This window comes from Bacillus cereus, assembly GCF_002561295.1.
Taxonomy (GTDB): Bacteria; Bacillota; Bacilli; order Bacillales; family Bacillaceae_G; genus Bacillus_A; species Bacillus_A cereus_S.
This window is the reverse complement of sequence record NZ_NTUG01000003.1, coordinates 144,969-167,918: the sequence shown is the minus strand read 5'-3', so window position 1 is coordinate 167,918 and position 22,950 is coordinate 144,969. Positions and strand designations below refer to the sequence as shown.

The following is a 22,950-nucleotide window of genomic DNA, read 5'->3' as shown; positions in this document are numbered from 1 at the left end:
ATTCTAGCCGCTAGAGCTGGGACATTGTTTGCACCGAATTTTGAGGTGGGAGTATTACTGCCCATTAATGCGGGATAAAAGGAAAGTATACGTTGCGTTTCAAAACGACATGATATATGGTACGAAATGGCGCTATTTTTCGGTGTAACGTATAGGTTGCGCAGATTATGCAACTACAACTATCTTTACTCTTCATCATTCATGTACTCATACTAGGGCATAGAGAGAGGTGATGAGCTCATTATGATTTTTAGCGAACGCTTAAAAGAAGAAAGAGAAAAAAGAAATTGGTCGCAAAATGATTTGGCTGAAAAAATTCATGTAAGTCGTCAGTCTGTTTCGAAATGGGAGACGGGAAAGAACTATCCGAGTATCGAAATCATCATTCATTTGAGTGATCTATTTGGTATTACAATAGATGAGTTATTGAGGAGTGATGAGGAGTTGAAGCAGAAAGTGATTCAAGATAGTAAACAATTAGCGCATCCAAAATGGAAGATGTTTTTTGATAGTGTATTTATGTTAGGGTTATTTTTGTTGTTATTAAAAATTAGTGTACTGCTGTTAAATAAGTTTGCAGGAGCAAATATAACCATTTTAGCAGGGGCACCGTATGTCATGAATTTTGCGCCGTTACTACTAATGGTGATAGGTGGCACAGGGGCGGATAAGTTGAAAAAGATGTATCAATAAAAAGCTTCCCCTAAATTGGGGCAGTTTTTTTATATCGGCGGAAAGCACGAATATATCAGCGGTTTTTCAAATATATCGGCGATTCGACATAGGATATCGACCGTTCGACAAGGTGCGACAAGGAAGCGAGTTGAAAATTTCCACAACTCGCTTTTCTTTTCTCCTAAATTGTGTACTATAAAGGGTAGAATGACGTAAAGAAGGGGATTTTTGAATGGAATTTCATGAACAACAGATTTTGCCAGCTGTTCGGCAAATTAAAGATTTAGAAAAGTTACTACATAGCTCTTATGAGTATATTGTTATTTTAGATATTCATATCGGTCAATTGAAAAGTGTCGTGGCACTGGCGAAGCTGCATGGTAAAAAGGTATTTTTGCATGTCGATTTAATTCACGGACTGCAAAGTGATGGCCATGCGACGGAGTTCTTATGCCAAGAATATAAGCCGTACGGACTATTATCGACCAAGGCAAGTGTCATTATGAAGGCGAAGCAAAAGGGTGTTGTCGCGATTCAGCGTATCTTTTTAATCGATTCGAGTGCAATGGAGAAAAGTTGCAATCTTTTAGAGAAGACAAAGCCAGATTATATTGAGGTGCTTCCAGGCGCTTTAACAGGTGTGATTGCTGAAGTGAAAGAACGTACGGGCGTACCGATTTTAGCAGGTGGATTTATTCGCACAGTGGAGGATGTAGAAAGAGCGCTCGCGGCTGGTGTCACAGCAATTACAACGTCGAAAAAAGAACTGTGGAAACATTATAAGAAATAGGAAAAAGGAAAAGCTTTCTTTTAGGTAGGAAAGAGGATCCACCAATGTATAGAAGCGGTCAGAGCCTAAATTCGCCCCGAGCCGTGTGAAAACAGAGGGGGAAAATGAGTGGAAGGCCGCTTTTGTCTTCATAGCACTGGCTTGTATGTTGAGAAATTAAAGTGGATGTAAAAAGTGTCGAAAATGTGAAAAAATTTTATTGACACCGCTTTCAATTGAGGTTAACATTATAGACAAGTTAATAAACGTGACGGAGAAAAGTAGAGATCCACATTTCATTGATTCTATACAAGTGTTGTATAGAATCGTGCCAGATGTGGATCTTTTTCTTTTGAAAAAAAACGAATGGCCATTCATTTTGCCTCTATCACATTGGAATCATTTAAATTGATTGTGGAGGGATTTTATGTCAGCATTTTTAGGGGAGTTAATAGGGACAGCGTTGTTAATCGTTCTTGGTGGCGGCGTTTGTGCTGGTGTAAGTTTAAAGAAGTCATTTGCTAAAGATTCTGGTTGGATCGTTATTACGATGGGCTGGGGCTTAGCAGTTGCTGTTGCAGCATATGCAGTTGGATCAATTAGTGGGGCACATTTAAATCCAGCTTTAACAATTGGACTCGCATTTAAGGGAGCGTTCCCATGGAGCGATGTACCAGGCTATATCGTAGCGCAAATGATTGGGGCAATCATCGGTGCAATTATCGTATATTTACATTACTTACCGCATTGGAAAGAAACAGAAGATCCTGGTACAAAATTAGGTGTTTTCGCAACAGGACCAGCAATTCCGAACACATTTGCAAACCTTTTAAGTGAAATGATTGGAACATTCATTTTAGTATTTGGTATATTAGCAATTGGTGCAAATAAATTTGCGGATGGTTTAAATCCATTTATCGTAGGTTTCTTAATTGTAAGTATTGGTTTATCATTAGGTGGAACAACAGGATATGCAATTAACCCAGCACGTGACTTAGGTCCACGTATTGCACACTTCTTCTTGCCGATTCCAGGAAAAGGCGGATCAAACTGGAAGTATGCATGGATTCCAGTTGTAGGACCGATTTTAGGTGGATCACTTGCAGGTTTATTCCATCAAGTTGTATTTGAAGGGAAACAAAATGCAGCACTAATTTATGTGATAATTGCAACTGTGATTGTACTAGCAATCTCTTATATGACAAGCAAAAAGAGCGAAAATAATACAAATAGTAGAAAAGTAGCATAAGGGGGAACCGATTATGAAAAAATATATTCTTTCATTAGACCAAGGAACTACAAGTTCACGTGCAATCCTTTTTAATAAGGAAGGAAAAATTGTTCATTCTGCTCAAAAAGAGTTTACACAACATTTTCCAAAGCCAGGTTGGGTAGAGCATAACGCGCACGAAATTTGGGGATCTATTTTAGCCGTTATCGCAACTTGTTTAAGTGAAGCGGATGTAAAACCAGAACAAATCGCGGGCATCGGGATTACAAACCAACGTGAAACAACGGTTGTATGGGATAAAGAAACGGGTAAGCCAGTTTATAATGCAATCGTATGGCAATCACGCCAAACAGCGGAAATTTGTGATGAGTTAAAAGAAAAAGGTTATGGCGACATGGTTCGCGAAAAAACAGGTCTTTTAATTGATGCATACTTCTCTGGTACGAAAGTAAAATGGATTTTAGATAACGTTGAAGGTGCAAGAGAAAGAGCAGAGCGCGGTGAATTATTATTCGGAACAATTGATACATGGCTTGTATGGAAACTGTCTGGTGGTAAAGCGCACGTAACAGACTACTCAAATGCATCACGTACATTAATGTTTAATATTCATGACCTAGAGTGGGATAATGAACTTTTAGACATGTTAACAGTGCCAAAGAGCATGCTTCCAGAAGTACGTCCATCATCTGAAGTATACGGTCATACAATTGATTATCATTTCTTCGGTCAAAATGTACCGATTGCAGGTGTGGCAGGTGACCAACAAGCAGCGTTATTTGGACAAGCTTGCTTCGGTGAAGGTATGGCGAAAAATACATACGGAACTGGTTGTTTCATGTTAATGAATACAGGTGAAAAAGCAGTTGCGTCTGAGCATGGTCTATTAACAACAATTGCATGGGGTTTAAATGGTAAAGTTGAATATGCATTAGAAGGAAGTATTTTCGTAGCAGGTTCAGCAATCCAGTGGTTACGCGATGGCATGCGCATGTTTAAAGATGCAAGTGAGAGCGAAGAGTACGCGAGTCGCGTAGAATCAACAGACGGCGTATACGTTGTTCCAGCATTCGTAGGACTTGGAACACCGTACTGGGATAGTGAAGTGCGCGGAGCAGTATTTGGCGTAACGCGTGGTACAACGAAAGAACACTTTATCCGTGCAACGCTAGAATCATTAGCGTACCAAACAAAAGATGTATTATGCGCAATGGAAGCTGATTCTGGTATTAAGTTGAACACATTACGCGTGGACGGCGGAGCGGTTAAGAATAACTTCTTAATGCAGTTCCAAAGTGATATGTTAGATGTGCCAGTAGAGCGTCCAGAAGTGAATGAGACTACGGCTTTAGGTGCAGCATATTTAGCCGGTCTTGCGGTTGGATATTGGGAAAACCAAGATGAAATTAAAGCGCAGTGGAATATGGATCGAAGCTTTGCGCCAACAATGGAAGCGGAAACAAGCGAAGAGCTATATGCTGGATGGAAAAAAGCAATTGAAGCAACAAAAGCTTTTAAATAATTATAAACAGTGTTATAATGGTGACAAGTTAATAATTCGGTAGGAGATATGGAGAGACCACAACACGCTATAGAGGCGAAATCTATGGCGGCGTTTGTGGTCTCTTTTTTCGTATAAATAGGGAGGAATTACCATGAAATTTTCAAGTAAACAACGTAAAGACGTATTAAACGGAGTAAATAAACAAGAGTTAGATGTGATCGTAATTGGTGGAGGGATTACTGGTTCTGGTATTGCATTAGACGGAGCAACACGCGGGTTATCAACAATTGTATTCGAAATGCAGGACTTTGCAGCAGGAACATCAAGTCGTTCAACAAAACTTGTACATGGCGGTTTACGTTATTTAAAACAACTTGAAGTGAAAATGGTAGCAGAGGTTGGGAAAGAGCGTGCAATCGTATATGAGAACGGTCCCCATGTAACAACACCAGAGTGGATGCTATTACCGTTCCATAAAGGCGGCACATTCGGTGCGTTCAGTACATCAATCGGCCTTCGCGTATATGACTTCCTAGCGGGGGTAAAACGAAGTGAACGTAGAAAAATGTTTAGCCGTGAAGAAACAATGAAGAAAGAACCGCTTGTAAAACAAGAAAACTTAAAAGGCGGCGGTTACTACGTAGAATATCGTACAGATGATGCACGTTTAACAATAGAAGTAATGAAAGAAGCAATCGAGCATGGTGCAAAAGCAGTGAACTATGCAAAAGTAGATGGTTTCTTATATAAAGATGGAAAAGTATGTGGTGTACGCGTTATCGACTTATTAGATGGCGAAGTATATGAAGTGTACGGTAAGAAAATTGTAAACGCAGCTGGTCCTTGGGTAGATACACTTCGTGAAAAAGATAATTCAAAAAAAGGAAAAGTACTGCAATTATCGAAAGGTGTTCACTTAGTTATCGATCAAAAACGTTTCCCACTTGGCCAAGCGATCTATTTTGATACACCAGACAAACGTATGGTGTTCGCGATTCCGCGCGGCGGGAAAACATATGTAGGTACAACTGATACGTTCTATGATAAAGATGCAGCAGTACCACAAATGACAACAGAAGATCGCACATATATCATTAATGCGATTAACTATATGTTCCCAAGCGTTAAGATTACAGAAAAAGACATTGAATCAAGCTGGGCTGGTGTTCGTCCATTAATTTACGAAGAAGGTAAGAATGCATCTGAAATTTCTCGTAAAGATGAAATTTGGACTTCTGAATCTGGCTTAATTACAATCGCAGGTGGTAAGTTAACAGGATATCGTAAAATGGCAGAAATGGTCGTAGATTATGTAACGTCTTTATTACAAAAAGAAGGACATAGCGCATATCCGAAGAGCGAAACGAAACATATGCCAATCTCAGGTGGCCATGTAGGTGGTTCTAAACAATTACCAACCTTCATTGCAAAAAAAGCGCAAGAAGGAACAAAGTACGGTCTAACAACGCAGCAAGCGGAAGAGTTTGCGAAATTCTATGGCTCTAACGTTGATATTCTCTTTAACTTAGCAAAAGAGCTAAAAGCAGATGCAAAAGAGTACAACATGCCGTTAGACGTGATTGTACCGCTTGTATACGCAATGGACTATGAAATGACAGCAAAACCTGTTGACTTCTTCGTACGCCGCAGAGGGGCAGTATTCTTCAACATTCACTGGGTATACGATTGGAAAGAAAACGTAATTGCGTATATGGCAGCAAAATTAGGCTGGAGCAAAGAAGAACAAATGAAATATACAGCTGAATTAGAAAAAGCATTAAGAGACGCTGTCGTGCCTGTAGATCAGCAGGAGCAAGCTGCTGCGTTAGCGTAAGTAAAGTAGAAAAATAGAAAGAAAAAGAGTCTGGATCCAGACTCTTTTTCTTATTATTACAATCTATTATATTTGAATTATTTAGTAATCAATGCAAAAATACCAATGATAATGAAAATAATGCCTCCTACAAGTTGTCCGATTCCTGAAGCTCCGCCCTGTAGTAAGAAGCTAATTATGTTATTTTTCTTCTTATTTTTACGAAAATCGTTTTTTATACGATAAAAGCCCCAAGCGATGAAAATCGCTCCAAAAATAAATGCCAATGCAACCATTCATAAACCTCCGTTGGTTATTAAAAATATATTATCTGTATAAATCTATATTTTTATAATTCATTTGTCCATATTTATTTTTTAAAAACAGAAAAAATCTAGATAAAAGCAACTTTTTTTTATATTTTTTCATGATTTTTTTTGTTATAATAGCATACGGGTTAAGGGTCGAACTTTATCGTCCCTTGTGTTTTTATCTGCATCTAGCTTTTAGCTAGATGCTTTTTTTATGGACGACTAATTCCTATATAGTGTAAACCTTGTTTTGTTACCTCATTTTTCTCAATACAATTGCGTCTATCGATGATGTCTATGAAAGACAGTGCTTCCAATATACTTGGTGTTATAACGAAAAACTACCACAACCGAAATAGTTATGGCAGTTCCAAACGGTGTCCGATATTCCTTGGTATAGCGGGGATGTTTAAGTCAAAATCAGAAATGGAAAACACTATATTTTCTTCATGTTTCAATAGGAGAAAATCGTATTTTATTAGGTTTTTATTTGTTGGTCGAAATTACCAGTTGGGAATATGACAACGGATACAATATTTATGTTGACACTTAGCGTAAGCGCTTTTATAATCAATTTGATAATAATGAAAATCACTATCACTAGAGGCCGTAGGGGGAAGTAATCCATGACATTCAAGTTAAAAGTATTATCTGCAGCAGCAGTAGCATCTCTTCTTTTTGCAGGATGTGCGAAAGAGGAACCAAAAAAATCTGAAGCACAAGACAAAAAAACAGAACAATCTGCTAAGAAAGAAGAAACAAAACAACAAGAAGTAGATTTTGTACAAGCTTATAAAGAGGGAGTAGCTGAACTTGAAAAGGCGAAAGAAGGGAAAGAGGTTGACTTTGATAAAGTAACAAAGTTATACAAAGATAAATTACAATCTCTTGTCCAAAAACGTGATGGTGAATTTAATGAACAAATCGACCAAACAATTACAGCTGCATTAGAAGCAGGGAAAAAGAAAGAAATGGAACCAATGGTTGTAAAGCAACTATTTGATAAATTAATGCAAAAAGAGTTTTTCCAATCGATGCGCCATGAGTTTAAAGAAATTGATACAAACTGGGACAAAAAAGATGTTGTGAAAAAAGAAATGGATGAAGCACTTGCGTTTTATAAAGGCGTAGAAGGTACAGTTGGAAAACGCGATACAGCGTACGGTACACAAATGGCTTCTCAAATTCAAGGCGGATTTGATGAAATGCAAGCTGCAATTGATAAAGACGACAAACTTGCATTTGCACTTGGTAAGCAAGTTGTAGATAAAACGATCATGAAAACATTCTACTTAGCGACAGGTGGAGTTCCACATGGTTACGCTACAAAAATGGTAGAAGCAGTAAAGACAGATGAGAAAAAAGCTGAAATTGAGCAAGCAGAAGGATGGGCATTTTATCAAGCAATCTATCCGTATGTGAAAAAGCATGCTCCTGAAGAAGCGGACTTCATTTTAAAGCAATTTGATTTAAAAACAGATGTGAAAACAGTGGATGCAAAAGCAGTAAATCAAGCATTTGTACGTGGATTCTCAAAAGTTGCCCTTCATGAGTATAAAGAAAGCCAAGAGAACTTTGGAAAAGATAAAGGTCCTATTACAGCATTAGAAGGCGCGTTATTCATTAATATCATTGAAAGTGATTTGAAAACAGTACTTGGCGAACAGGAAACAGTAGAGTTAACAAAAACAGCACAGTCTTATTTAGAAGCAGTGAAAGCGAAGAAGAAAGAAGATGCTGATAAATTGTTACCACAACTTGAGGCTGCGTTAAATAAAGCTGTTGAAGCAGCGAAATAATCTGCTCATACGTATGTCTTTTAGAAGAAACCTTGTCTTGACAAGGTTTCTTCTTTTACATAGTGTGGTAGAGGGTGGTGAAATGAATGAAAGTATTAATTACTGGAGGAGCTGGTTTTATCGGAAGCCATCTTGCTTTAAAGTTGTTAGAACAAGGAAAGCAAGTGGTACTACTTGATAACTTCCACTCCTATTATGCGAAATCAAGAAAACAGTTTCAGTTGGAACAAGTGCAGCAATATGGAAACGTTCCATTTTACGAGTGCGATATTTTGCATAAAGAAGATGTGAAAGCTGTTATGCAGCAAGAAAAGGTTGATGCAGTAATTCATCTAGCTGGATTTCCAGGGGTGAGACCGTCGCTTGAAATGCCAGGTGCTTATATTGATATTAATATAAAAGGGACGAGCAATGTATTAACATGTGCGGGAGAAGAAAATGTAAAACATGTTATCGTGGCATCCTCTTCTTCTGTGTACGGAGAGAAGAAGGGAATGCCTTTGCAGGAGGAAATGGCAAATGGCCGTGTTTTATCTCCTTATGCAGCATCTAAATATGGGGCAGAATCGCTCTGTCACGCTTATCAGTATATGTATGGATTTCAACTAAATATTTTACGTTTCTTTACTGTGTACGGTCCGTGGGGCCGTCCTGATATGGCAATCGCAAGCTTTATTCGGAAATTACTAAATGGAGAAGAAATTGTTGTATACGGCAAGGGAACGGGCCGAGATTACACTTACATTGATGATATTACAGAAGGAATTGCTCTTACGTTAGAGTCGAATAGAAGTGATGTATACAATCTAGGATCGAATGAACCTATTTTAATGACAGAATTGCTTACGCAGTTAGAGAAGCATTTCCCACTTATGCGTGTAAGGAGAGAGGCGCATCGTAAAGGGGATGTGACATCGACGTGGGCTGATATTTCGAAGGCGAGAGAACAGCTTGGATATGAGCCACGTGTATCTTTTGCAGAAGGGTTGGAGCGAACGATTGCTTGGGCGAAACAATATCCGGATACTGTTTAATCTTTGTGGTATTTTTTTGTTATGTGTTTTCTTTGTCATATCGTGGAAATCGTTTGAAGCGTCTTCTTTACGAGAGCAACTATATGAATTATGGAAACATCCTAGTGCGGTAGTGCTCCTCATTGTGATATATGGTGTTGCATTTTTCTTTCGTGCGTATGCATGGAAGCTATATCTTCACCATCATATTACAATGAAAGAGGCTTTATATGGATTGTTTTATAGTTTGTTTATTAATCACGTTTCTCCATTAAAAGTAGGGGATGCTGTTCGCATTGCGATTATTACAAAAGAAAAGAAAGTGACATTAGGAGAAGCGACACAATCCGTTGTCGTGCTCCGTATATTAGATTTGTTAATCCTCGGTATAGTTGGAGCTGCAGGGATGTTTATATTGTGGGGAGATATTTTGCTAAATGCTCCCGTTATTCTTGCTTGTCTATGTATCGGAATTGGTATGTTGTTTCTTATATATAAGAAAGCACCGCAATTTGCAAGGAGCCAGTGGGAGCAATTAAAGGCAGTTTTGTTTACAGTAAAAGGGATTATCATTATTTTACTGATTGTTATAAGCTGGATTTGCGAAGCTTTTGTTATATATGAAATTGCGAGTTCTCTTACATTTATACAAGCGATTTGGGTCAATAGTGTGACCATCGCCGGGCAAGTATTTCAATTAACGCCAGGCGGTATTGGGACATATGAAACGGTAATGACGTTTGCACTAAGGGCGCTTGGTGCAGGATCCGTAGAGGCGTATGAATGGTCATTAATGAGTCATGGGTTTAAGTTTATATTTTCTTATGGTGTGGGCGCACTTTTACTCATTTTATATCCGATGGAGTTGCGTTCACTTGTTAGTCAGAAGGGAGAAAACATCCGGTGGAAGAAGTAAAAAAGGCATCAAAATTTGAAAAGGTAGCAGCTCGCTGCTGGAACTTACTGAATGAAGGGAAACCATTTACACCGATTTTTGTATTCGGTACATTTTTATTGTTTTCTATCTCGCAGTTTGGACAACCTGGTTTTATTCCAGCGTTTTTTAGCAGTTTTGTTCTCATTGTACCTTTACTTGTTTTATATTATTTGTTTGATTTTCCGTTATTTTTACGAAACTATTTATGGTTTCCGTTTGTCGCTTATTTAATTGTATTTAAGATGGTCCATTTACCATTATTCTTTTTTGCATTAGGATTATATTTCTTCTTTACCATTTTATTTTGGGGAACGTTATATTATCATTTGCGGATTGGGACATCATGGTTGAACTTTACACGATTTTGGAAGCTTGTTTTGAAAAATAGTGATTCTACAAGTGGAAATGCACAAGAACAGATGCCAAAGTTTTTATTACTACTTTCGCTTTGGTATTACTACTACGAGTTCTTCCAAGAAGGCGGCGCATTTAGTGGCGTAGATTGGAAAACGCTTCTTATATTTTATGGTGCTCTTCTTGTATATACACTTATATTACATCGTAATTTATTTGATTGGCAGCCGAAAGCAATTTCTACCTATACAGAAAACATGCCTGAAAATCAAGAGGCATTAAATGAAAAAGTAGTCGTGATTGTAATTGATGGTATGCGAAAAGATCGTTTTGAGGCGGCGCATACACCGTATTTAGATTCACTTCGAAAACAAGGGACAGAGTTTTTAAATATGGAAACGGTATATCCGGCTCGTACGGTTGTATGTTTCTCCTCTATGTTTACAGGAACGTATTCATTTGAGCATGGTATTAAATCGAATATGGTCTGGAAGCATGGAGTGAATGTAGAGAGTATTTTCGATTCTCTTCGTAAAGTAGATAAAACAGGAAAAATGTTAGCGGTTGCTCATTTAGTTGACGCATTTGGTGATGATGTGGAAACATTTACTGCTGTCATGAAAAATGATGTTGTCGACTCGAAAATTATGGAGAAAGCAAGAAAGATTATGGATGAACAAGATCCTGACTTATTTATCGTCCAGCTTATTTCGACAGATCAAACAGGGCATAGTCGCGGCGTATTATATGATGAATATTTACAAAAAATCCATGAAGCAGATCAACATGTGAAACAGTTTATTGAGCATTTAGAGAAAACAGGAAAAGCAGAAAATACGACATTTATTATTTGTGCAGATCATGGGCAAGCAGATGGAATTGGTGGTCACGGTCATTTAGACGAGGGTGAGCGCTTTGTACCATTCTTTATGTACGGTCCTCATATTGCTCAAGGTATAAAAGTAGAAGAGAAAAAGAGTCTTGTTTCTATGGCACCTACAATTGCTTACTTATTAGGAGCACCGTATCCATCGCATAGCCGTGGACCTGTATTAGTAGAAGCGTTAAAGGAGCAGGAGAAGGAATGAAAGTAATTGTTTTTATACCGGCCTTAAATGAAGAGGATTCTATTGCACACGTTATTCAAAAGGTGCCGCGTCATTTTCATCCAAATGTAACGGTAGAAGTACTTGTTATCGATGATGGCTCAACTGACCGAACAGTAGCTGTTGCAAAGGAAGCAGGAGCCGATCATATCGTATCATTTACAAAAAACAGCGGACTTGGCGCAGCTGTTCGAGCAGGTTTGCAGGAGAGCTATCGCCTTGGAGCTGATATTAGTGTAATGATTGATGCTGATGATGAATATCCAGCCGACGAGATTCCGAATGTACTTGAGCCTATTTTTGCTGGAGAAGCGGATTATACGATGGGTTCCCGTTTTCGGGGAACCATCCAGGGAATGAGATTGCATCGACGTCTTGGGAATTACTGTTTTACAATGCTACAATGTGTATTATTAAGAAAGTGGATTCGTGATGGGCAATCCGGTATGCGTGCCTTTTCGAGACAAGCGATGGAGCATGGAGAAATTATTCACGATTACAACTATGCCCAAGTGATTACGTTGAATTTAGTCCGAAAAGGATTTCGAGTACAGGAAGTACCGATTACGTATAAAGTACGAGAAACAGGCGAGTCTTTCATATCTTTTCGTAAGTATATGACACGTGTGTTTCCAGCTATTTGGAAAGAGATGACGCGTCCCGTAGAGAAAGTTACAATTGACTATGCTGCGCATGTATTAAAGGAAGGTAAGAAGTGTTCGTGATGAACATTTCTTATCTTGACAATAAAAATGATAATAATTATCATTAAATTCGGGAGGAACGTTCATGAAAAAAATTAGTATATCATTATTTATTGGTATTTTCTTAATATTCTCGATTCAAACGAGTGCATTTGCTTATTCGTATGGAAATCCAAACGAAGAGAAAGTGGCAGAGGCATATAAGCAAATGGTTGCAAAGTTAGATGAAAATCCAGCCAACTTTAAAGAGGCTAAAAAAGCATATGAAAATGTGCAAGAAGAAATTGATCAGCATATGGGAAAAGAACCTTCTAAAGCGATGATGAAAGACTTCGATAAACAAAATAAAGAAGCTATTATTGCTGATATGCAAAAGATTCTTGCGTTAAATATTAATCGTCGTTTAACAAATGTTGATGAGAAGTTTAGTGACTACGATACAAGTAAGCGTTTATTAGCAAAAGCATTTGCTACATATGAAGCATTATCACCAGCTGTTGGTGAACATAATAAAGAGTTAGATACGAAGATAAAGGATGAATTTAATAAAGCGTTAGAATCATTAGGAAACCCGGGGTTATTTGGGGTAGGGCAAAAAGAAGCCAATCAAGATACGTTTAAGAAAAGTAAAGACGTGATTTTAACAAGCTTACAAAAAGAGTTTAAAATTAAAGATTTTAAAGTGGGACATTTTGATACGAGTGGAAAAGAAGAAGCTGTAGAGGGAACAGGTAAAACAGAATGGACCGATTTAAGTAATTTGAAAAACTGGGCTCCAATCGCAGTGATTGTACTCGTACTTGTTGGAGTTATTGTATACGCTGTCAGAAAACGTAAGTAAGGATGAGGGGGAAGAGCAATGCAACTTCAAGCATTTCTCATTACATTTCGTGAAGTATTAGAAGCGTTGCTTATTGTTGGGATTATTACAACATATTTAAAGCGTACAGATAGTAAACAGTTTGTGAAATATGTTTGGTTAGGAGCCGGTCTTGCGGTTGTAGCGAGTTATATTGTTGCTCTGATATTCCAAGTTGTATTTACTGGTTTTGCCGCTATGGGCAGTGAAATGTATTTGAAAATATCCATTATTTTTATTTCTGCCATTTTGCTTACACAAATGGTATTTTGGATGGCAGAACATAGTAAAAATATGACAGCTAATATGGAAAATAAAATGAGTCAGTATATTACGGCTGGAAATATAATTGGAATGGTCGTACACTCTTTTCTTGTTGTACTTCGAGAAGGTGTTGAAACAGTATTTTTCTTTGCTGCTATTACAGGAGGAAACATTGGAGAAGCGATGAAAGGCTGGGGAGCTATTTCAGGTCTACTCGTTGCAGCTGGTGTTAGTTACTTATTCTTTAAAGGGACGATGCGTATTTCGCTGAAAGTATTCTTTAAAGTAACAGGCGCATTTATCGTTTTAATTGCAGCTGGTCTTCTCGTACAAGGCGTTGCCATGCTTCAGGATTTAAAAATAATCGGCAGCGTTATGCCACATGTATATGATATTACATGGTTATTACCAGAGCATCCTATTGATTATGCTCACTATGTACGTGATCATGGTACTGAACCGCTTCTTTCAGGTGATATTGGTATTTTCTTAAAAGCATTTTTAGGATATTCGTCGATGCCATCTCTTGAAGAAATACTTGTGTATGTCGGATATTTTGTTGTGCTGTATATGTTAATCGTCTTTAAAAAACCCGCAAACAAAAATCAACCAGTAGTCGAAAAAAATAAATCAGCAAGCTAAAAGTACAAGGAAACTCCTTGTACTTTTTTTGCAGAAAGGAAATGAGATGAAACAAGTATTACGCATATGGGCGGTTGTCCTCTTTACGAGTGCGATTTGTATTCGTTTTTTCTATGTGAGCCCATTTGCGGCCACGTGGGATGAAGTTGATTTTACTCTCGCATTAAAGCAATATGATATTTTAGCAATGCAGCCCCATTTTCCTGGCTATCCGTTTTTTATTTTAGGGGGCATGATAACGCATCTCTTTATAGAAAACCCTGTGCAATCGTTAGGGGTTTTTAACGCCATCATGGCGCTCAGCGCAGCTTTTCCAATGTATTGGATTGCACGTCATTATGTAAGTAAAACGAGCGCTCTTATTGTTGTAGCTGTTTTACAAACGAGTGGGTATTTTTCTATTTTAGTAACCCAGCCGATGTCAGAAGGGGCAGCACTAGCGGTCGTATGGTGGTATATATGGAGTATAGAACGTGCTTTTCGCACAAAGTGTTTCAAAGCTCAATTCTGGCCCATCCTTTTCTTTGCGCTATTAATGGGCATACGCCTATCATATGCACCGTTAGGGATTGTGCTGATTTTATTATTATGGCAACAATGGCATGAAGAAAAATGGCGATTTATCATTTTATTTTGTACAGCGATTCTTTCCCAGTTAGTTTGGGTTGGTGCCCTTATTTGGAACATGGGTGGAATAACGGGATTATGGAAGATTGCTTTTGGATTTGTAGAGGGGCATTTCACAGAATGGGGTGGAGCGGTTACAGAAACGAGTGAACCACTTATTTCGCGACTCTTCCGTTTGCTTTCCGAAAACATTGTCTCTGCTGGAATCGGCATGCATTCTTATTATTTGATCGGTTTCTTTCTTTTCATTTTGTTTCTATTTGTTTTACAGTGGAAGAATATACGCTTCTATCCGAAGGTTTTCATCGCTCTTGGGAGTTTCTATTTCCTTTGGAATTTACTTGGACAAAATATCGATAAACCGCGTCATTCCTATCCAATTGTAGCGATGTTACTTTGCGTACTTGCTATTTCGTGGTTAAAAAGACATCGCGGTATTATATTGCTTATATTTGCTACAAGTCAGCTTATAGTGAGTATACCGCTGATGAAAGAACAACAGATGGAAATACCGGCAACATATCAGCTCGCATCCTATTTAAAGGAAAAGAAGGAGCCATTTATTGTATACACGTGGGAAGAGACGAGGGTTATGGAATACTTGCAGATGCCGTATGAACATAAACGCTTTTACACATATGACTATTTTTTACAAGACAAAAAATATCATAAAAATGATACGATATACGTTACAAATCATCTGATTGAGGGTTTTCAAAAGCAAGGAATCGATATAAAAGAACAAGTTGAAAAGGAAGCAGTCTTTTATTCCAATCGATTATTTGATCCTGTTTATCATGAAATCGTGTTATATAAGTGGAAACAAGATCATGTTGATGATAACAGTATGAAATAATATAAGTTTAGCTGAAAGTAATACAACGTATATAAAGTGAAATGAAATTCTGTATGCTTTTTTCGTTCCACTCAATAAAATAAGCTGTCAGGGAAACCTGACAGCTTATTTTCATTCAATTATTTTTCTTTTTTTTCTTCTTTTTCAGCTTTTGGCGTTTCAAAAGTATCTTTTAAGTCTTTATCTTCAACTTTCACATCAGCTTTTTTCAATTCTTCTTCTTGAAGTTTAGCCATGAATTCGCCATCTTGCATCTTTTTCGCAACAAGATCTTTTTTGATGTCAGCTTTTGAATCATCAAATGATTTTTCTGGTTCTTTAATATCAGTTACTTTAATGATGTGGTAACCGAACTGTGATTTTACAGGTTCACTTACTTCATCTTTTTTCATTTTATAAGCAGCGTCTTCAAATTCTTTTACCATTTTGCCAGGTCCGAAGTAACCAAGGTCTCCGCCTTTTTCTTTTGAACCTGTATCTTCTGAGTACTGTTTAGCAAGTTCTTCAAAAGATTTACCTTGTCCAAGTTCTTCTTTTACTTTTTTCGCAGTTGCTTCATCTTTTACAAGGATATGGCTTGCTTTAATTTCAGGCTTGTAGTTTTCTTTTAATTCTTTTTCAGTGATAGAGCCTTCAATTGCTTTTGTCATTGCTAATTCAGCACGAACGCTTTCTTTGAATGTTTTCTCAGTAAAGCCTTGTTGTTTTAGAGCAGCATCAAATTGATCGCCAAGTTGCTTTTTGTATTCGTCAAATTTCTTGTCAACTTCTTTATCGTCGACTTTATGGTTTTCAACAAGTACTTTTTCTAGTACCATACCACGTAAAATTTGTGAACCGGCTCTGTCTTTCATCTTTTCATAAAATTCGTCTTTTGTAATGTCACCAGCTTTAGAGGTAACGATTTTTTCAGATGATCCACATGCCGATAAGGCAAGCAAACTTGTTGCGGCTAAGGCAAGCATAGCTTTCTTCATTTACTAAACACTCCTACTATTTATGTATTTTTAATTCATCCCGCACAAACGAACATTTTGTTCATAAGAGCCCGATTAAGTCTCACTGGTTTTGCTTTCTAAAAGCCTGCTTAACAGGGCTTACCGAGGCTGAGGATGAAAACTAGCTGAAGGTAATTTTATTCTATAGTATAAGCAATACGTACAAAAATTAATATATCATATTTCGACGTCTTTTCCTATTGATAAAGAAAAATTACCCATTTGTTTATACTGATTGTCAGATTAGAGAGAGTACCATATTGGGCGATTGTGCATATAAAGGAAATAGGAGGGGATGGGCGAATGAATTCATCACTTATTATTTTATTACTTGTACTGTTTATTTTATTAGTTATAATAGGTATAATTTGCTTATAGAGGAAAAAAGTGAGGAAGGGGCTTCCCTTCCTCACTTTCCATGAAATATAATTTCTATATAACTAGAAATTAATAGAATCGTAATACACACATTAATGACTCGAAAAGCGCTCGTTTGGCGTCTCTCGGATAGTTGTTTTTTTACGCAGAGTGTATGCGTAAGGAAATTCGTGTAAAATAGAACAATAAGTGCAAATGTGACAAAAACAATTTCTATAAGAGTCACGAGGAGATACCTCCTTTTGGCCAAAATACATATACTTTCATATATTGTATCATACGATATTTTGTTCGTGTTATAAAATTCAGAAATAGAAGACATTGTGTTAGAAAGTGAGGGAGAAAATGGACGTTGTAAAGAGACTAGAACAAGCTGAATATTATGTAGAACTTCTTTTTCAAATGATCGACGAAGATAAGTGTCCATTTTATTCTTTAATTATAAAGAAAAAAGCTCGTAAAAAGGATATTGAGCGTATACTAAGTCTTTGTGAACAATTGAACGAACAATACATAAAAGAAAAGCAAGAAGGTTTCCTTTTATTTGATGCTCTTTTGGAGCAATTTGAAAAAGCGCTTCCACATCAGCTCGAGGTAAACGAGACTGCAGAAGCGCTAATCAAACAAGGTTTATTTCAACCACTTATGAAAGAATTTTTACGTATGAATGCGAAAAAATAATTGGTATTATTTTTTAACTAATTTTTGCTCATGTTCCGTAAAGTTTTCCTCAATATTTTCTAGTGATTTCTCAAAAATATCGATAAAATCTTGCCCATAAATATTTCTTAAAATCGCGATTAATTCGATATTTTCTGGGAATTTACCGTAGAAATTGCGAAGAGCAAGAGCGCCGTTAAAAACAGAGTTATTTTCAGGATCATACTCCTCCATTAACTGCAACAGCAATTCTTCCCCTTTTGGTGTAATTTCAATATACGTATTTCGCTTATCGTCTTCTTTCTTTGAGAATACAAGATAGCCGCGCTCTTCCAATTTTTTAGAAAAGTTAAATGCCGTTGATACGTGCATCACGCCAAACTTTGCAATTTCAGAAATAGAAGCCCCTTTTAAATGATAAGCAATGGATAAAATATGATGCTCATTAATATTTAAATCGTATGGTTTAATCCACTGTTGCCAATCTTTTTCCACGCATTTCCATAATGCCTTTGATAATTGAGCAATGCGTTGGCTAAAAATCATTGCTTCTTTGACCGAATATTCTTTTTCTCCACTTTTCATGTACTCACCCACTTTTACATTCTTATTCATTAGTATCTATTATGCCAGTAAAATAAAAATTAATAAAGTCTTTTTGTGAGAATTGTGAAAATTTTTTGGAAAAACTATAATTTTGTACAAATCATGCATAACTGTGGAAGCGTTTTAAGTGTTAGAAGTATAAGTGTCATCTTCACATCGGAATGGATAACATATATTGTAAATGCATAAAAACACGGCATATCTGTGTGATATGCCGTAAGAAGAGAAATGATTATGAAAAATATTTGTTATATGCAAAAACTAAGAATAGAACATCGTTTATGCTTTTTCTGGAACTGCCTGTTGCAATTTTTCAATTGACTGTTGAATATCTAAAATCTCTTTTTCAATATGACGCTTATTCTGTGAAATATCTTGTTTCCATGTGGAAAGTGTATCTTGCATATCATCTTTCAATTCTTGGAACGCTTCTTTACCTTCTGAAGCAGTTTCAACAATTTGACGTTTTAATAATTTTGTATCATTTGCGATATCTGATAATGTCTTTTTTACACCATTTCCTTTTTCTTTTAGTTTACTTCGCATATCTTTACCAGAAGAAGGAGTGGAAAACAGAACGGCTAGCCCAGCGACAGCGCCGCCACAAATTAAACCTGTTACAAAGGATTTAGCTTTTGACATAAAAGGAAACCTCCTTATTTTTTGTTCATATTCATGATGTATAAAACGATGCATATGCTTAAGACAAGGGGGGAGAAAAGTGAAACTTTTGACAACTATTTGCTTTATCGTAAGTCTTTTCTTTCTTGTACGTGCTATGCATTTACTGTTATTTGTAAAACAAAAAAGATCGTATCCTCCAGCACTTTGGGTGAAGAAACAAGCCGTGCAGTATATGTCTTTTGGAGGAATAGGCTTGTTATGTACAATTTTGTTTTATATGCTACTATAGTCTATTTTACACTATTTGCAATGGTACTTGCGATGTTTTGTAAATTTTCCGTCGTATATTCATTTTGGTGTGATTTCCAAACAGCGCCAAAACCATCGTTTTCACCGTAGCGTGGAATTAAATGAAGGTGGAAGTGGAATACAGTTTGTCCAGCTTTTTCACCGTTGTTATTTAATAGGTTAAAGCCGACTGGATTAAATTCAGATTTCATCGCATTGGCAATTTTCGGAACGACAGAAAAAATGTGTGATGCAACTTCTGGCGTTAAAGCAAAAATGTCTTGTTTATGTACTTTTGGAATAACGAGTGTATGTCCTTTTGTCACTTGGCTAATATCTAGAAATGCAAGTACATGTTCATCTTCATATACTTTTGAGCAAGGAATTTGTCCTTCAATAATTTTACAAAAAATACAATTATCCGCTGTGTGGTTCATTATTCTCATCCTTTCAAGTAGGTCTTAGCCGTATTTTACCATACTTACATAGGAGAACAAATACGAAAAACAGGAAGCTGACTCAGCTTCCTGTTTTCTGAAGAGGGATTGAAAAAGCATTTTTATAATCTACCGTTCGCAGACACCTCATTTATTTAGGAAATATGTGACAATTCGGCTCGTATTCTGCCTTAGACACCCCATTTGCAATGAAATGATTATCCTTTATAAAATGAAATTGTTTATTTTATAAAACAGTATATACTCTCCTCGAGACACCCCGTTTCTAAAATGAAACAAATTATCTGGTTTCGTGTAAATTTTCTTTGTCCATTATGGACACCCCATTTCATGATGATTTCGCTAGGCTGTATTCATCAACTTGGTGGCTGCTTTTTCAATGTATTCCTTCTTCACTAATTATGATGTCCCGTTTCGGAAAAGGTATACAAAGAAATTTAAATTTTTTTTGAAGAAATTCGGTACTATGTAGTATCCTTTGTTTTTTGATAAGATGAAAGTATACATTATGATGGAATACAAACAAATGAATATAATGAAGAAAGTGGTGTCATATGGAACAGTTATTACGTGTGGAAAATGTCACAGGAGGATATACAAAACGGCCGGTGCTGCAAGATGTTTCATTTTCTGTTAATAAAGGTGAACTTGTTGGCTTAATCGGCTTAAATGGAGCTGGGAAAAGTACGACGATTAAACATATTATCGGGTTAATGGAACCGAAAAAAGGGAAGGTAACAATTAATGGAAAAAGTATCAGGGAAGATATGACAGCGTATCGATCTAGCTTTTCGTTCATTCCAGAAACACCTGTATTATATGATGAATTAACGTTAGAAGAACATTTAAAGTTAACAGCAATGGCATATGGTCTTGATGAGAAGCAATATGAAGAACGCGTGGGGCAATTATTAAAAGAATTTCGAATGTCGAATCGTTTAAAATGGTTCCCGGCTCATTTTTCAAAAGGAATGAAGCAAAAAGTAATGATTATGAGTGCGTTTCTTGTGGAACCGTCATTGTATATTGTCGATGAACCTTTCGTTGGACTCGATCCATTAGCGATTCAATCATTGCTACAAATGATGGACAAGATGAAAAAGAGCGGCGCTGGTATTTTAATGAGTACCCATATTTTAGCGACCGCGGAGCGTTATTGTGATTCCTTTATTATTTTACATCAAGGTGAAGTAAGGGCGAAGGGAACGCTAGCAGAGTTGCAATCAGAGTTTAACATGCCGGGTGCGACGCTAGATGATATTTATATTGCATTAACAAAGGAAGAAGATTATGAATAGTAAAGCGTTATGGAAAGAACGATTTAAATATTTTTTAAAGGAAGTTCGTACATATAGTAAATATGTTTTTAATGATCATCTAAAATTTATTTTTATATTTATCATTGGCGCCGGTGCGTTTTATTACCAACAATGGCTGGAAACACTGACTCCTTCATTTCCAACTGCGCTCGTTATGGCGGTACTATTAGGACTTGTATTAACAGCAGGATCGATTCAAACGTTATTAAAAGAAGCGGATCTTGTGTACTTGCTTCCAGTTGAAGAAAAGCTAAAACCGTATTTTACGAAGGCGTTTCTTTTTACATTTATGATTCAGCTATATGTAATCGCAATTGTATCTGCCGCACTCGCTCCGCTCTATTTCCAGCAGATGAAACAAACGGGAGGGGCGTACATATGGATTGTGGTCGCGCTTGTTATCGTTAAAGCATGGAATTTATTTGTAGCGTGGGAAAAATCATTTTTAACAGATCAAGGCATGCAGCGCGCGGATTGGTTTATTCGCTTTTTATGCAACGGATTATTTGTATACTTCCTTGTTGAGCGTACGTCAGTCATTTACATCGGAGTCATTCTCTTTGTAATGGTTATCTACCTTGCTTTCATGCATCAAAAGGTAAAAGGAAAACCGTTAAACTGGGAATACTTAATTGCAGAAGAAGGCAAGAAAATGATGCTTCTGTACCGCATTGCGAACATGTTTGTCGATGTACCAGCATTAAAGGAACGCGTATCACGCCGAAAATGGCTTGATTTTGTCCTTTCGATGATTGGTGAAAACCGTACCTATCTATATTTATATACACGTACATTTTTAAGATCAGGAAACTACTTCGGTCTCTATATGCGCTTACTTGCCATCGGTGGAGTCATTCTTTACTTTATACCGTTTTTCTATGGTCGTTTCGTTGTCAGTATCGTATTTCTATACTTAATTGGTTATCAACTATTAAGCCTTTGGAAACACCATCGCTTAAAACTTTGGCTTGACCTATATCCAGTGACAGCTGAAGAAAAGAAAAAAGATTTTCTGAAACTGCTGCGTGCAATTTTATGTATTGGAAGTATTGTATTTACAATCATATTTGCGTTCGCAACAAAAGATATCATCATGACTTGTGTTTTATTTGCTGTTAGCATTGCCTTTAGTATTGCTTTTGTATATCAATACGGCGCAAAGCGTATTGAACGTTTAAGCTGAAAGGAATGAAATTATGACTGATTATGAAGAGAAGGTCATAAAAGAGTTGCAGCAGTGGAAACATACAATCATAAAAAATTCTTCTATGATGAATCGGTTTTCGAAAAAGGTACAAACGAAAGTGCAACAGTTAATTCCGGAAAAAGTGCAAAATGTGCTAACAGAAACGATAAAAAAGATGGTCCAAGGGATTAGTGCCGGATCCAATTTTATAAAACCGAAGTTAAAAGAAACAGATTGGTCTTTGCAACGAAGAGATGAAGAAGTGCGAAAGAAAATGGACGAATATAAAAAGATTGCCGCAGCAGAAGGCGCCGGAACAGGAGCTGGTGGCATTCTATTAGGCCTTGCTGATTTTCCGCTCCTGCTCAGCATTAAAATTAAATTTTTATTCGATGCCGCAACTTTGTATGGATTCGATACGAGCAAAGAAGAAGAGCGCCTCTTTATCCTGCACGTCTTTCAGCTTGCTTTTTCAAGTGATGATCATCGCAAGGAAATATGGAAAGCAATCGAAACATGGGACACAGAGAAAGAAAATCATATGGACTGGGAGAAATTTCAGCAAGAGTACCGCGATTATATTGATTTAGCGAAGATGCTCCAGCTCGTCCCGATAATTGGTGCCCCGGTCGGAGCGTATGCGAACTATCAATTGTTGCAGCGACTTGGCGAGGTGACGATGAATTGTTATCGTTTGCGATTGTTGCAGAGACAGGGAATACGTATATAAAAGATATAAAACCTTTCTTTTTAGGTGGGAGAGAGCGTCCGGCTGAGCAGAGAAGCGGTCAGGACCTTTTTTTGCCCCATGCCATGTGAAAACAAAAGGAGAGAACAAGAAGCAGTCTGCTTTTATTTTCATAGCAACTTAAGTGTTAAAACTAAATAGACGTGTACATTTGAAGAAAGCTTTCACATTTTGTGGAAGCTTTTTCAGAGTTTCGGGAAATGAAAGACAATAGATTTTTG

The 22,950-nt window shown here is 37.1% G+C and carries 25 protein-coding genes; 19 read left to right on the top strand and 6 right to left on the bottom strand.

Going from position 1 to position 22,950, the window contains the following annotated elements; all coding sequences use genetic code 11:
• The first annotated feature begins 243 nt into the window (after nucleotides 1–243).
• The 5 genes from CN373_RS02835 (at nucleotide 244) to glpD (ending at nucleotide 6,013) form a co-directional block, all read left to right on the top strand.
• Nucleotides 244–693 carry a helix-turn-helix domain-containing protein gene (locus tag CN373_RS02835; protein ID WP_000577642.1) on the top strand — a complete coding sequence of 150 codons (450 nt, stop codon included), beginning with the start codon at nucleotides 244–246 and terminating at the stop codon, nucleotides 691–693.
• A 214-nt stretch (nucleotides 694–907) separates the two neighbouring features.
• Nucleotides 908–1,465 carry a glycerol-3-phosphate responsive antiterminator gene (locus CN373_RS02830; protein ID WP_000394298.1) on the top strand — a complete coding sequence of 186 codons (558 nt, stop codon included), beginning with the start codon at nucleotides 908–910 and terminating at the stop codon, nucleotides 1,463–1,465.
• Between the two features lie 406 nt (nucleotides 1,466–1,871).
• Nucleotides 1,872–2,693 (top strand): glycerol uptake facilitator protein GlpF, encoded by an 822-nt coding sequence (glpF, locus tag CN373_RS02825; protein WP_001272198.1) that lies wholly within the window; start codon nucleotides 1,872–1,874, stop codon nucleotides 2,691–2,693.
• A 13-nt stretch (nucleotides 2,694–2,706) separates the two neighbouring features.
• A complete protein-coding gene (gene glpK / locus CN373_RS02820) occupies nucleotides 2,707–4,197 on the top strand; it encodes a glycerol kinase GlpK (protein WP_000759978.1) in 1,491 nt (496 codons plus the stop codon).
• 133 nt (nucleotides 4,198–4,330) lie between these two features.
• Nucleotides 4,331–6,013: an aerobic glycerol-3-phosphate dehydrogenase gene (gene glpD, locus CN373_RS02815; protein ID WP_000672797.1), complete on the top strand. Its 1,683-nt coding sequence runs from the start codon at nucleotides 4,331–4,333 to the stop codon at nucleotides 6,011–6,013.
• Nucleotides 6,014–6,090: 77 nt separating this feature from the next.
• Here the strand turns inward: glpD and CN373_RS02810 are convergent, their stop codons facing one another.
• On the bottom strand, nucleotides 6,091–6,288 hold the full coding sequence (locus CN373_RS02810) for a hypothetical protein (RefSeq protein ID WP_000226091.1): 198 nt from the start codon (nucleotides 6,286–6,288) through the stop codon (nucleotides 6,091–6,093).
• Nucleotides 6,289–6,929: 641 nt separating this feature from the next.
• Here CN373_RS02810 and CN373_RS02805 point away from each other — a divergent pair.
• The 8 genes from CN373_RS02805 (at nucleotide 6,930) to CN373_RS02770 (ending at nucleotide 15,464) form a co-directional block, all read left to right on the top strand.
• Nucleotides 6,930–8,102 carry a hypothetical protein gene (locus tag CN373_RS02805; RefSeq protein WP_098358791.1) on the top strand — a complete coding sequence of 391 codons (1,173 nt, stop codon included), beginning with the start codon at nucleotides 6,930–6,932 and terminating at the stop codon, nucleotides 8,100–8,102.
• 86 nt (nucleotides 8,103–8,188) lie between these two features.
• The gene (locus tag CN373_RS02800; protein WP_000866098.1) at nucleotides 8,189–9,136 is read left to right on the top strand and encodes an SDR family NAD(P)-dependent oxidoreductase; all 948 of its coding nucleotides are present in this window, start codon (nucleotides 8,189–8,191) and stop codon (nucleotides 9,134–9,136) included.
• Nucleotides 9,137–9,152: 16 nt separating this feature from the next.
• Complete coding sequence (locus CN373_RS02795; RefSeq protein WP_000882810.1) at nucleotides 9,153–10,031, top strand: lysylphosphatidylglycerol synthase transmembrane domain-containing protein; 879 nt, start codon at nucleotides 9,153–9,155, stop codon at nucleotides 10,029–10,031.
• On the top strand, nucleotides 10,019–11,494 hold the full coding sequence (locus CN373_RS02790; RefSeq protein WP_000393226.1) for an alkaline phosphatase family protein: 1,476 nt from the start codon (nucleotides 10,019–10,021) through the stop codon (nucleotides 11,492–11,494). The genes CN373_RS02795 and CN373_RS02790 overlap by 13 nt, the downstream gene beginning before the upstream one ends.
• Entirely contained in the window at nucleotides 11,491–12,237 is a 747-nt protein-coding gene (locus CN373_RS02785) for a glycosyltransferase family 2 protein (RefSeq protein ID WP_000864842.1), read from the top strand. The genes CN373_RS02790 and CN373_RS02785 overlap by 4 nt, the downstream gene beginning before the upstream one ends.
• Before the next feature lie 64 nt (nucleotides 12,238–12,301).
• Nucleotides 12,302–13,057 (top strand): hypothetical protein, encoded by a 756-nt coding sequence (locus tag CN373_RS02780; RefSeq protein WP_000724000.1) that lies wholly within the window; start codon nucleotides 12,302–12,304, stop codon nucleotides 13,055–13,057.
• Nucleotides 13,058–13,075: 18 nt separating this feature from the next.
• Nucleotides 13,076–13,981 (top strand): FTR1 family iron permease, encoded by a 906-nt coding sequence (locus tag CN373_RS02775; protein ID WP_001176819.1) that lies wholly within the window; start codon nucleotides 13,076–13,078, stop codon nucleotides 13,979–13,981.
• A 46-nt stretch (nucleotides 13,982–14,027) separates the two neighbouring features.
• Nucleotides 14,028–15,464: a hypothetical protein gene (locus tag CN373_RS02770; protein WP_000815791.1), complete on the top strand. Its 1,437-nt coding sequence runs from the start codon at nucleotides 14,028–14,030 to the stop codon at nucleotides 15,462–15,464.
• 119 nt (nucleotides 15,465–15,583) lie between these two features.
• On the opposite strand, the gene prsA is transcribed toward CN373_RS02770, so the two are convergent.
• Nucleotides 15,584–16,441, bottom strand: coding sequence for a peptidylprolyl isomerase PrsA (gene prsA / locus CN373_RS02765; protein ID WP_000710038.1), 858 nt, complete (start codon nucleotides 16,439–16,441; stop codon nucleotides 15,584–15,586).
• 288 nt (nucleotides 16,442–16,729) lie between these two features.
• On the opposite strand from prsA, the gene CN373_RS25775 reads away from it, so the two are divergent.
• Complete coding sequence (locus tag CN373_RS25775) at nucleotides 16,730–16,840, top strand: hypothetical protein (RefSeq protein WP_425290457.1); 111 nt, start codon at nucleotides 16,730–16,732, stop codon at nucleotides 16,838–16,840.
• A gap of 31 nt (nucleotides 16,841–16,871) precedes the next feature.
• On the opposite strand, the gene CN373_RS02760 is transcribed toward CN373_RS25775, so the two are convergent.
• Nucleotides 16,872–17,066: a hypothetical protein gene (locus CN373_RS02760; protein ID WP_000172529.1), complete on the bottom strand. Its 195-nt coding sequence runs from the start codon at nucleotides 17,064–17,066 to the stop codon at nucleotides 16,872–16,874.
• A 119-nt stretch (nucleotides 17,067–17,185) separates the two neighbouring features.
• Here CN373_RS02760 and CN373_RS02755 point away from each other — a divergent pair, with 119 nt between their 5' ends.
• Entirely contained in the window at nucleotides 17,186–17,521 is a 336-nt protein-coding gene (locus tag CN373_RS02755) for a DUF1878 family protein (protein ID WP_000383623.1), read from the top strand.
• A 6-nt stretch (nucleotides 17,522–17,527) separates the two neighbouring features.
• On the opposite strand, the gene CN373_RS02750 is transcribed toward CN373_RS02755, so the two are convergent.
• Both CN373_RS02750 and CN373_RS02745 read right to left on the bottom strand, forming a co-directional pair.
• On the bottom strand, nucleotides 17,528–18,085 hold the full coding sequence (locus CN373_RS02750) for an HTH-type transcriptional regulator Hpr (RefSeq protein WP_000834927.1): 558 nt from the start codon (nucleotides 18,083–18,085) through the stop codon (nucleotides 17,528–17,530).
• A 300-nt stretch (nucleotides 18,086–18,385) separates the two neighbouring features.
• Entirely contained in the window at nucleotides 18,386–18,748 is a 363-nt protein-coding gene (locus CN373_RS02745) for a YtxH domain-containing protein (RefSeq protein ID WP_000030308.1), read from the bottom strand.
• A 79-nt stretch (nucleotides 18,749–18,827) separates the two neighbouring features.
• Here CN373_RS02745 and CN373_RS02740 point away from each other — a divergent pair, with 79 nt between their 5' ends.
• Complete coding sequence (locus tag CN373_RS02740) at nucleotides 18,828–19,019, top strand: hypothetical protein (RefSeq protein WP_000772036.1); 192 nt, start codon at nucleotides 18,828–18,830, stop codon at nucleotides 19,017–19,019.
• Nucleotide 19,020: 1 nt separating this feature from the next.
• Here CN373_RS02740 and CN373_RS02735 read toward each other — a convergent pair whose 3' ends face one another.
• The gene (locus CN373_RS02735) at nucleotides 19,021–19,455 is read right to left on the bottom strand and encodes an HIT family protein (RefSeq protein WP_001016845.1); all 435 of its coding nucleotides are present in this window, start codon (nucleotides 19,453–19,455) and stop codon (nucleotides 19,021–19,023) included.
• Nucleotides 19,456–20,030: 575 nt separating this feature from the next.
• On the opposite strand from CN373_RS02735, the gene ecsA reads away from it, so the two are divergent.
• The 3 genes from ecsA to CN373_RS02720 are packed head-to-tail and all read left to right on the top strand — an operon-like array spanning nucleotide 20,031 to nucleotide 22,711.
• Nucleotides 20,031–20,774, top strand: coding sequence for an ABC transporter ATP-binding protein EcsA (ecsA, locus tag CN373_RS02730; RefSeq protein ID WP_000436715.1), 744 nt, complete (start codon nucleotides 20,031–20,033; stop codon nucleotides 20,772–20,774).
• Complete coding sequence (locus CN373_RS02725; RefSeq protein WP_001084986.1) at nucleotides 20,767–21,978, top strand: ABC transporter permease; 1,212 nt, start codon at nucleotides 20,767–20,769, stop codon at nucleotides 21,976–21,978. The genes ecsA and CN373_RS02725 overlap by 8 nt, the downstream gene beginning before the upstream one ends.
• A gap of 13 nt (nucleotides 21,979–21,991) precedes the next feature.
• On the top strand, nucleotides 21,992–22,711 hold the full coding sequence (locus CN373_RS02720) for an EcsC family protein (protein WP_000133166.1): 720 nt from the start codon (nucleotides 21,992–21,994) through the stop codon (nucleotides 22,709–22,711).
• Nucleotides 22,712–22,950 lie beyond the last annotated feature (239 nt).

Excerpts from the sequence above, each read along its gene's own strand:
- CN373_RS02835 (WP_000577642.1), top strand. The coding sequence starts at position 244 with ATGATTTTTAGCGAACGCTTAAAAGAAGAAAGAGAAAAAAGAAATTGG.
- CN373_RS02830 (WP_000394298.1), top strand. The coding sequence starts at position 908 with ATGGAATTTCATGAACAACAGATTTTGCCAGCTGTTCGGCAAATTAAA.
- glpF (WP_001272198.1), top strand. The coding sequence starts at position 1,872 with ATGTCAGCATTTTTAGGGGAGTTAATAGGGACAGCGTTGTTAATCGTT.
- glpK (WP_000759978.1), top strand. The coding sequence starts at position 2,707 with ATGAAAAAATATATTCTTTCATTAGACCAAGGAACTACAAGTTCACGT.
- glpD (WP_000672797.1), top strand. The coding sequence starts at position 4,331 with ATGAAATTTTCAAGTAAACAACGTAAAGACGTATTAAACGGAGTAAAT.
- CN373_RS02810 (WP_000226091.1), bottom strand. The coding sequence starts at position 6,288 with ATGGTTGCATTGGCATTTATTTTTGGAGCGATTTTCATCGCTTGGGGC.
- CN373_RS02805 (WP_098358791.1), top strand. The coding sequence starts at position 6,930 with ATGACATTCAAGTTAAAAGTATTATCTGCAGCAGCAGTAGCATCTCTT.
- CN373_RS02800 (WP_000866098.1), top strand. The coding sequence starts at position 8,189 with ATGAAAGTATTAATTACTGGAGGAGCTGGTTTTATCGGAAGCCATCTT.
- CN373_RS02785 (WP_000864842.1), top strand. The coding sequence starts at position 11,491 with ATGAAAGTAATTGTTTTTATACCGGCCTTAAATGAAGAGGATTCTATT.
- CN373_RS02780 (WP_000724000.1), top strand. The coding sequence starts at position 12,302 with ATGAAAAAAATTAGTATATCATTATTTATTGGTATTTTCTTAATATTC.
- CN373_RS02775 (WP_001176819.1), top strand. The coding sequence starts at position 13,076 with ATGCAACTTCAAGCATTTCTCATTACATTTCGTGAAGTATTAGAAGCG.
- CN373_RS02770 (WP_000815791.1), top strand. The coding sequence starts at position 14,028 with ATGAAACAAGTATTACGCATATGGGCGGTTGTCCTCTTTACGAGTGCG.
- prsA (WP_000710038.1), bottom strand. The coding sequence starts at position 16,441 with ATGAAGAAAGCTATGCTTGCCTTAGCCGCAACAAGTTTGCTTGCCTTA.
- CN373_RS02755 (WP_000383623.1), top strand. The coding sequence starts at position 17,186 with ATGGACGTTGTAAAGAGACTAGAACAAGCTGAATATTATGTAGAACTT.
- CN373_RS02750 (WP_000834927.1), bottom strand. The coding sequence starts at position 18,085 with ATGAAAAGTGGAGAAAAAGAATATTCGGTCAAAGAAGCAATGATTTTT.
- CN373_RS02745 (WP_000030308.1), bottom strand. The coding sequence starts at position 18,748 with ATGTCAAAAGCTAAATCCTTTGTAACAGGTTTAATTTGTGGCGGCGCT.
- CN373_RS02735 (WP_001016845.1), bottom strand. The coding sequence starts at position 19,455 with ATGAACCACACAGCGGATAATTGTATTTTTTGTAAAATTATTGAAGGA.
- ecsA (WP_000436715.1), top strand. The coding sequence starts at position 20,031 with ATGGAACAGTTATTACGTGTGGAAAATGTCACAGGAGGATATACAAAA.
- CN373_RS02725 (WP_001084986.1), top strand. The coding sequence starts at position 20,767 with ATGAATAGTAAAGCGTTATGGAAAGAACGATTTAAATATTTTTTAAAG.
- CN373_RS02720 (WP_000133166.1), top strand. The coding sequence starts at position 21,992 with ATGACTGATTATGAAGAGAAGGTCATAAAAGAGTTGCAGCAGTGGAAA.